This window comes from Phenylobacterium sp., from assembly GCF_044236515.1.
Taxonomy (GTDB): Bacteria; Pseudomonadota; Alphaproteobacteria; order Caulobacterales; family Caulobacteraceae; genus Phenylobacterium.
In genome coordinates, this window is the sequence record NZ_JBIIGK010000025.1 from 21,060 (window position 1) to 27,366 (window position 6,307).

Sequence of the window (6,307 nt, forward strand, 5' to 3'; positions counted from 1 at the left end):
TCCGCGGAGCTCGCGCGTTTGTGGAACTACCTTTGGCGGGAGAGTGGATATGCGCGCCGTGGTCATCGACGATCATGCGCTGATCCGGGATAGCCTGCGGCATGTCCTGCTGGAGGAACTCGACGCCGACGAGGTGATCGAAGCCGAGACACTGGACCAGGGGCTCGAGGATCTCGCCGCTGCCGAGGGGACGGTCGATCTCATCATCGTCGACCTGAACATGCCCGGTGAATCCGGACCGGAGTCGGTCGGCGCCCTCGTCGAGGCTTTCCCGGCCGCCAAGGTGGTGGTGGTTTCCGCATCGGAGGCCAAGGACGACGTCATGGGCTGTCTGGCGGCCGGGGTCGACGGCTACATCCCCAAGACCCTGTCGGTGGCCGAAATGGTCGCAGCCCTGCGCCAGGTGCTCGACGGCGCGATGTTCGTGCCCCGCGCCCTGACCCGCCGGGGCGTCGAGCCGCCGCGGCCGCGGGCCCGACTGCACATGCCAGGCGTCGACAACCTCACCGCCCGTCAGCGCGAGGTGCTCGACGAACTCCTGCTCGGCCGCTCGTCGAAGGAGATCGCCCGCACCCTTGCCGTCGCGGAGGGCACCGTGAAGATCCACCTGGCGGCGATCTACCGCGCCCTGGGGGTCCGCAGCCGCGCTGAGGCGATTTCCAGGCTGATGGTCAGCCGCGTCTAGGTCGCTCTCCGTCGCAGGGCGGCGCAGACGCGGGCGGTCAGGACGCCCGCGTCGACCGGCTTCGAGATCCAGTCCCGCCCGGAATCCCGCAGCCGGTTTAGCACTTCCGGCGACGTCGACCCGGTGACGATCAGCGCCCGCGCGGGACGGCCGGTCTGTGCTTCCACAGCAGCCAGCAGGTCGAGGGCGCTGCTGTCGCCGAGGTCGAGATCGAGTACAGATAGCTCGAACGCAGCCAGTCCTCGCGCCCGCGCCTCCGCCGCGGAGTCCGCCGTGGTCACCTGCGCGCCGGCATCCCGCAGCGCCTGGGCCATGGCGTCCAGCGAGAGCGGCTCGTCGTCGGCCACCAGCAACCGCGCGCCTTCCAGATCCAGAAGGTCGTCGGCCGCGGGTTCGGGCGCCATCCCGGCCGCCGCGGCCCGCGGGACCGTAATCGCGAAGACGCTGCCTCGGCCAAGCTCAGACCGGACTGTCAGCCGGTGGTTCAGGAGGTCCGCCATCCGTTCGACGATGGCGAGGCCCAAGCCGACGCCCTGGCTCCCCCGCGCCGCTTCGCCGCGCACGAACTCGCCGAATATCGCCTGCAGTTTGTCTGGCGCGATCCCGGCTCCGTTATCGTGCACCTCGATCCGCACGTTCGGCCCGACCCGGCGGCAGCCGATCAGGACGCGCCCGCCGCGCGAGTGCTTCACGGCATTACCAGCGAGGTTGCGCAGGATGATCTCTAGCAGGTCCGGATCACTGTGGACGTGCAGGCCACTCGGCGCCACCCGCACCTTCACCGCGCCTACCGCGTGCTCGGCGGCGTCGGCCAGCAGGGCGTCGATGGCGAAGTCCATCGCCTCCGGCTTCAGGACGCCGGCCTCCAGCCGCGCCAGGTCCAGCAGGGCGTTGAACAGCCGCGTCATCGAACGCACCGCGCTGTCCATTTTGGCGAGCATATCGCGAGCCTCGTCCGAGCCGACACGGCGCTCGAGGGCCGAGATGTAGAGCGCCATTGCGTGCAGCGGCTGGCGCATGTCGTGGCTCGCCGTCGCGAGGAACCGGGACTTCGCGGCGCTCGCCTCGCGCGCCTGATCGCTGGCCTGCCGCAGCTCGGCGTTCAGCCGCGCCTGCAGCAGGTTTGCCCGCCGCGCGGCCCCGCGCTCGTAGATGATGGTCGCCATGGCGAGCAGCATGGCGATGAGGGTCACCGCCGCCATCGCGGCCTGCGCCAGGCGACCGCGCCCGACCTCACGCGCCTCGATCCGGCGGATCGCCTCCTCGTTGTCGTAGGCCGCGATCAGCAGTTCCTCGACTCGGCGACGCAGCTCCAGCGACAGCCGCTTCCCCTCAGCTTGGCGGACGAAACCGAGTGCGCTCTCCCGGTCGCTGGCCACTGCTGCCTGCTCGGCGAGCAGCAGCCGGGCGTCTGCGGCTGCAACGGCGGCCCCGACCTTGCCTGCGTGATGGGGTCCGAGAGCCGCGAAGTGCTGCAGCGACTCCGCCGCCGCCGCCACCCGCGCGCGCGCCACGGTCAGCGGCCGCAGCAGCCCGGCCTCGCCGGTCAGCAAATAGCCGCGGACGCCGGCCTCGGCGTCGGTGACCGCCAGCAGGAGCGTGAGGGCGGCGGTGGTGGCGTTCTGGTGCTGGTCAGCGGCCTGCGCCGCGCGCTCGCTCGCCGCCCGGCCGTCCATCGCCTGGATGGTCAGGGCCCAGACGAAGACTCCGACCGCTAGAGCCGCGGTGATGAGCGCCCAGATCGCGAGCCCGAGGGCGGCGGCCCGCTCGCGTACCGTCTCGATCGGGTTTAGCAATCCACAACCTCTGCGCGCAGCCTATGCCGCGACGAGGTTGAGGTCCAGCCAGGCCCGGATGCGGCGCGGATCAGCAGGCTTTTCCATGACCCGGTGGCCGGCCGCCTCCACCTGCCGTCGGGCCGCGCCGCGCAGGCTGCTGGTCATCAACAGAGCCGGCGCTCGGGCCCCCAGCGTCGCGGCGCGGCGCACGGCGTCGAGACCGGTCTCGCCGCCTGCCAGGTGGAAATCGGAGATGATCGCCGCCACCGCTTCCAGCCGGCCGCCGAGCGTCTCCGCGGCGGGACTCAGGGCTGGTCCGCGCACGCAGCGATAGCCCCAGTCGGCGAGCAGGATCGCGAACGCCTCGGCGGCGTCCTCATCATCCTCGAGCAGCAGTACTAGGGCGGTGTGTTCAGGCGAGGTCACGGCGACTCCGATTGCGAATCGCCGGCCAGGGTGCGGGACCGCCTCCGCGTTTGCACTTCGGCCGCACGACTAGGCCAAGAGGACTAGGTTGGCCGTTGGCCAGCGATTCCCGGCGTGGAATCAACACCTGTATCCGACGCATGGCCGACATCCGTGTCCCGCGCGGTAGTCCGTTCGGCCTGTCCAGATTTCGTGTGACATTTCCCCGCCGGGACATTCCCCGGCCCGCCACCGATCTTGCAGCGGCAGGAAGAAGCCGCCGTCGGGTGGCCGACCGGCGCGCCAATACATCGTCATGACTGCAGGACATGATCTGTCTCGACCTTACACTTCTTGTGCACCGGGCGCGCAGGCTCGCAGACGACCGCCAGGGCGGAGCGGCGGTGGAGTTCGCCCTCGTCGCGCCGGTGCTGCTGCTCATCGCTGCCGGCGCAATTGATGGCGCGCGGCTGATCACCCGCGGCATGCAGGCCAACGCCGCGGCCCAGGCCGGCGCCGACTATGTTCAACGGCACGGCTGGAACGAGGCTGGGGTGCGCAGCGCCGTGACCGCCGCCAACGGAGTAACGACCACCCTCGACCCGGCTCCGCGCCAGTTCCTCGGCTGCGTGGTGGGCGGCGCCGTTGTCGAGACCACCGCCGTCACCTGCGCGGGCGGCCGCGGCTCGGGCAAGTATATCCTGATCTCCGCCCGGGCGAACTTTGCGCCGCTGATGCCGTGGCCAGGCTTTGTAGTCCCGCAGAGCCTGCGCGGCCAAGCCATGGTGCGCACGCCATGAGCCCGCCCGCCCGGCTGACCGCCTGCCGTCGAGGTTCCGCGGCGGTCGAGACCGCCTTCGTCCTGCCCGTCCTGCTGCTGATGCTGACGGGCGCCATGGAGCTCGGCCGTCTCGGCTGGACCCAGGCTTCGCTCGAGTTTGCGGTGGAGGAGGGAGCCCGCTGCGCCGCGGTCCGTCCCGCGCTGTGCGGCACACCGGCCGCCACCGCGGCCTACGCCGCCGGAAAAGCCGCCTCGCCGCAGGTCGCCGCCGGCGTCTTCGTCGTCACCACCCCGGCCTGCGGCGTCCAGGTCGCCGCCGAGGTCCGCCATCAGTTCGTGCTCCGGAAGTTCTTCCCGGCCCCGCTGCTCAAGGCGCGGAGCTGCCGGGCATGATCTCGGACCTAGTCCACGACCGCTCGGGCGCCAGCGCCATCACCGTCGGGGTCTCGATGGTCGCCCTTCTGGGGCTGGTCGGCCTCGGGGTCGACGCCGGCGGCTGGTACAACCTGCGCCGCCAGGCCCAGCACGCCGCCGACTCCGCCGCCTACAGCGCCGCTGTCGGCATGTCGTCCGGCGACGACGTCACCACCCAGGCCCGCGCCGTCGCCGCCCGCTACGGCCTCCGCCACGACGTCGGCGGGGTCGCGGTGCAGGTCGGCGGGCCGCCGACCTCCGGGGCTTTCATCGGCGACACCGACGCCGTGGAAGTGACGGTCACTCGCCCGGCGCCCCGCTTCCTCTCTGGCCTATTCATGAAAAGCGCTCCGACTATTCGGGCCCGGGCCGTGGCCCGCATGGGCGCGGCGGCGAACGCCTGCGTGGTCGCCTTCAACAAGGTCGAGGCCTATTCGGTGCTGATCAACGGCAACCCCGAGGTCAACCTCGAGGGTTGCTCGCTCTACGCCAACTCCGCCAACTCCCAAGCCCTGCTGTTGAACGGCAGCGCCACCCTCAGGGCCGAGAGCGTTGAGCTGGTCGGCGGCTATTTCACCAACGGATCGGCCGTCATCGATGCCGAAAGCGGCGTGCACACCGGGCGCAAGGCTCTGCCGGACCCCTACGCCGACGTGCCGCTTCCGCCCTATGAATCCCTGCCGTGCACCACGCCGCCGACCATCAACAGCGGCGGGACGTATGACCTGGCGCCGGCCGCGGGCCAGACCATCCGTCGCTACTGCAACGGCGGATTCAACATCAACGGAAACGCCACGGTGAACCTGGCGCCGGGGGTCTACGTCTTCGATCGTAGCGCCTTCATCATCAACGGCGGGGCCCGGGTGACCGGCAAGGACGTGACCATAGTCCTGACCAGCAGCACCGGTTCGAACTATTCGACCCTGACCATGAACGGCGACTCCTACATGGACCTGAAGGCGCCGACATCGGGTTCCCTCGCCGGCCTGCTTTTCTATCAGGATCGCCGGGCGCCCTCCGGAAACAACATCATCAACGGCGGCGCTACGGCGAACTTCCAGGGCGCCCTCTATTTCCCCAAGCAGACGGTCACGTTCAACGGCGGCGCCCAGGCCGGCGGCGGATCGCAGTGCATCCAGCTCCTGGCCGACGAGGTGCTGTTCAACGGCAACGCCACCTTCCGCGTCAATTGCGCGGGCGCCGGCGTGCGGCTCGGCGGCGGCGGAAAGCCCGGCCTCGTCGAATAGTCGCGCTCTACCTCGGTCTATGACTTTCGGCATAGACGAAGAAAATATACAGAATAGTGAATGTCGCAATGTCGCATTGTTCTGGCGAGTTCCTAATCGTATTTGTTCGTCATCGATGATTAAACGTCGAAAACAACTTCACGCACACGGGACATCACCAATGATTAAGTTCTCCAAGAAGCTAATCGCCGACCGCAAGGGCGCCACCGCGATTGAATATGGCCTGATCGCCGCCCTCATCGCCCTCGGCGTCATCGGCGGCCTGACCACCGTGAAGACCAATCTGTCGACGAAGTTCACCTCGATCGGCACCGCGATCACCAACGCCCAGTAATGCTTAGACGACGGGCCGGACGTTCCGGTCCGTCCTCGGCCGACCTCCAGTTCGAGGGAATTTCCATGATCAAGTTCACCCGCCGCCTCGCCGCCGACCGCAAGGGTGCGGCGGCCATCGAATACGGCCTGATCGCTGCCCTGATCGCCCTAGGGGTCGTCGGCGGCCTGACCTCGGTTAAGACCAACCTCGCCGCCAAGTTCACGACCATCGGCGAAGAAATCGCGAAGTAAAGGACGGGACGCGCCATGCCGCACGCTCTCGACCTGCCGCTGATCGCGGGCGCGCTGCTCTCCGGCGGCGCCATGATCCTGGCCGGGGCGGGCGACATCCGACGCTATTCCATTCCCAATCGTCTCTGCGTGGCCGTTGTGTTCGGCTATGGCCTCGCAGGGTTCGTCCTGGGGCCGACCACGATGCTGGACGGGCTGGTGGTCGGCCTCGGGGTTCTTCTGTGCGGCGCCTTACTGTTCGGCCGGGGATGGGTCGGCGGCGGCGACGTCAAGCTGGCGACGGCCGCCGCCCTCTGGGCCGGTTCGGCCCTGTTCTCGCAATTTGCGCTGGCGATGTCGGCGAGCGGGGCCGTGCTTGCGGCTCTGATGCTCAGCCCGGCCCGCCGGCTGATGCCCGCACCGCCGGCCGGCGAGACGGGCGAGGGCCTGC

9 protein-coding genes are annotated in these 6,307 nt (G+C 69.4%); 7 read left to right on the forward strand and 2 right to left on the reverse strand.

From position 1 onward, the window contains the following. Nucleotides 1-49 precede the first annotated feature (49 nt). Nucleotides 50-685, forward strand: a complete 636-nt coding sequence (locus tag ACILRF_RS04565) for a response regulator (protein ID WP_395671087.1) — start codon at nt 50-52, stop codon at nt 683-685. Here ACILRF_RS04565 and ACILRF_RS04570 read toward each other — a convergent pair. Continuing rightward, nucleotides 682-2,481: an ATP-binding protein gene (locus tag ACILRF_RS04570; protein ID WP_395671088.1), complete on the reverse strand. Its 1,800-nt coding sequence runs from the start codon at nt 2,479-2,481 to the stop codon at nt 682-684. The two genes, ACILRF_RS04565 and ACILRF_RS04570, sit on opposite strands and share 4 nt — an antisense overlap. A gap of 21 nt (nt 2,482-2,502) precedes the next feature. Continuing rightward, nucleotides 2,503-2,889 (reverse strand): hypothetical protein, encoded by a 387-nt coding sequence (locus ACILRF_RS04575; protein ID WP_395671089.1) that lies wholly within the window; start codon nt 2,887-2,889, stop codon nt 2,503-2,505. Nucleotides 2,890-3,272: 383 nt separating this feature from the next. Here ACILRF_RS04575 and ACILRF_RS04580 point away from each other — a divergent pair, with 383 nt between their 5' ends. From ACILRF_RS04580 to ACILRF_RS04605, 6 genes are all read left to right on the forward strand, one after another. Continuing rightward, nucleotides 3,273-3,668, forward strand: a complete 396-nt coding sequence (locus tag ACILRF_RS04580; protein ID WP_395671090.1) for a TadE/TadG family type IV pilus assembly protein — start codon at nt 3,273-3,275, stop codon at nt 3,666-3,668. Next, the gene (locus ACILRF_RS04585) at nt 3,665-4,042 is read left to right on the forward strand and encodes a TadE/TadG family type IV pilus assembly protein (RefSeq protein ID WP_395671091.1); all 378 of its coding nucleotides are present in this window, start codon (nt 3,665-3,667) and stop codon (nt 4,040-4,042) included. The genes ACILRF_RS04580 and ACILRF_RS04585 overlap by 4 nt, the downstream gene beginning before the upstream one ends. Continuing rightward, entirely contained in the window at nt 4,039-5,310 is a 1,272-nt protein-coding gene (locus tag ACILRF_RS04590) for a pilus assembly protein TadG-related protein (protein ID WP_395671092.1), read from the forward strand. Before ACILRF_RS04585 ends, ACILRF_RS04590 begins: the two co-directional genes overlap by 4 nt. Nucleotides 5,311-5,470: 160 nt before the next feature. Next, nucleotides 5,471-5,644, forward strand: coding sequence for a Flp family type IVb pilin (locus ACILRF_RS04595; RefSeq protein WP_395671093.1), 174 nt, complete (start codon nt 5,471-5,473; stop codon nt 5,642-5,644). Between the two features lie 65 nt (nt 5,645-5,709). Continuing rightward, nucleotides 5,710-5,877: a Flp family type IVb pilin gene (locus ACILRF_RS04600; protein ID WP_395671094.1), complete on the forward strand. Its 168-nt coding sequence runs from the start codon at nt 5,710-5,712 to the stop codon at nt 5,875-5,877. A gap of 15 nt (nt 5,878-5,892) precedes the next feature. Further along, nucleotides 5,893-6,307: prepilin peptidase (locus tag ACILRF_RS04605; protein ID WP_395671095.1), on the forward strand; the 415-nt coding region annotated here is incomplete at its 3' end.

Bases quoted from the DNA above. Each gene is read 5' to 3' on its own strand.
- ACILRF_RS04565 (WP_395671087.1), top strand. From the start codon at position 50: ATGCGCGCCGTGGTCATCGACGATCATGCGCTGATCCGGGATAGCCTG.
- ACILRF_RS04585 (WP_395671091.1), top strand. From the start codon at position 3,665: ATGAGCCCGCCCGCCCGGCTGACCGCCTGCCGTCGAGGTTCCGCGGCG.
- ACILRF_RS04590 (WP_395671092.1), top strand. From the start codon at position 4,039: ATGATCTCGGACCTAGTCCACGACCGCTCGGGCGCCAGCGCCATCACC.
- ACILRF_RS04595 (WP_395671093.1), top strand. From the start codon at position 5,471: ATGATTAAGTTCTCCAAGAAGCTAATCGCCGACCGCAAGGGCGCCACC.
- ACILRF_RS04600 (WP_395671094.1), top strand. From the start codon at position 5,710: ATGATCAAGTTCACCCGCCGCCTCGCCGCCGACCGCAAGGGTGCGGCG.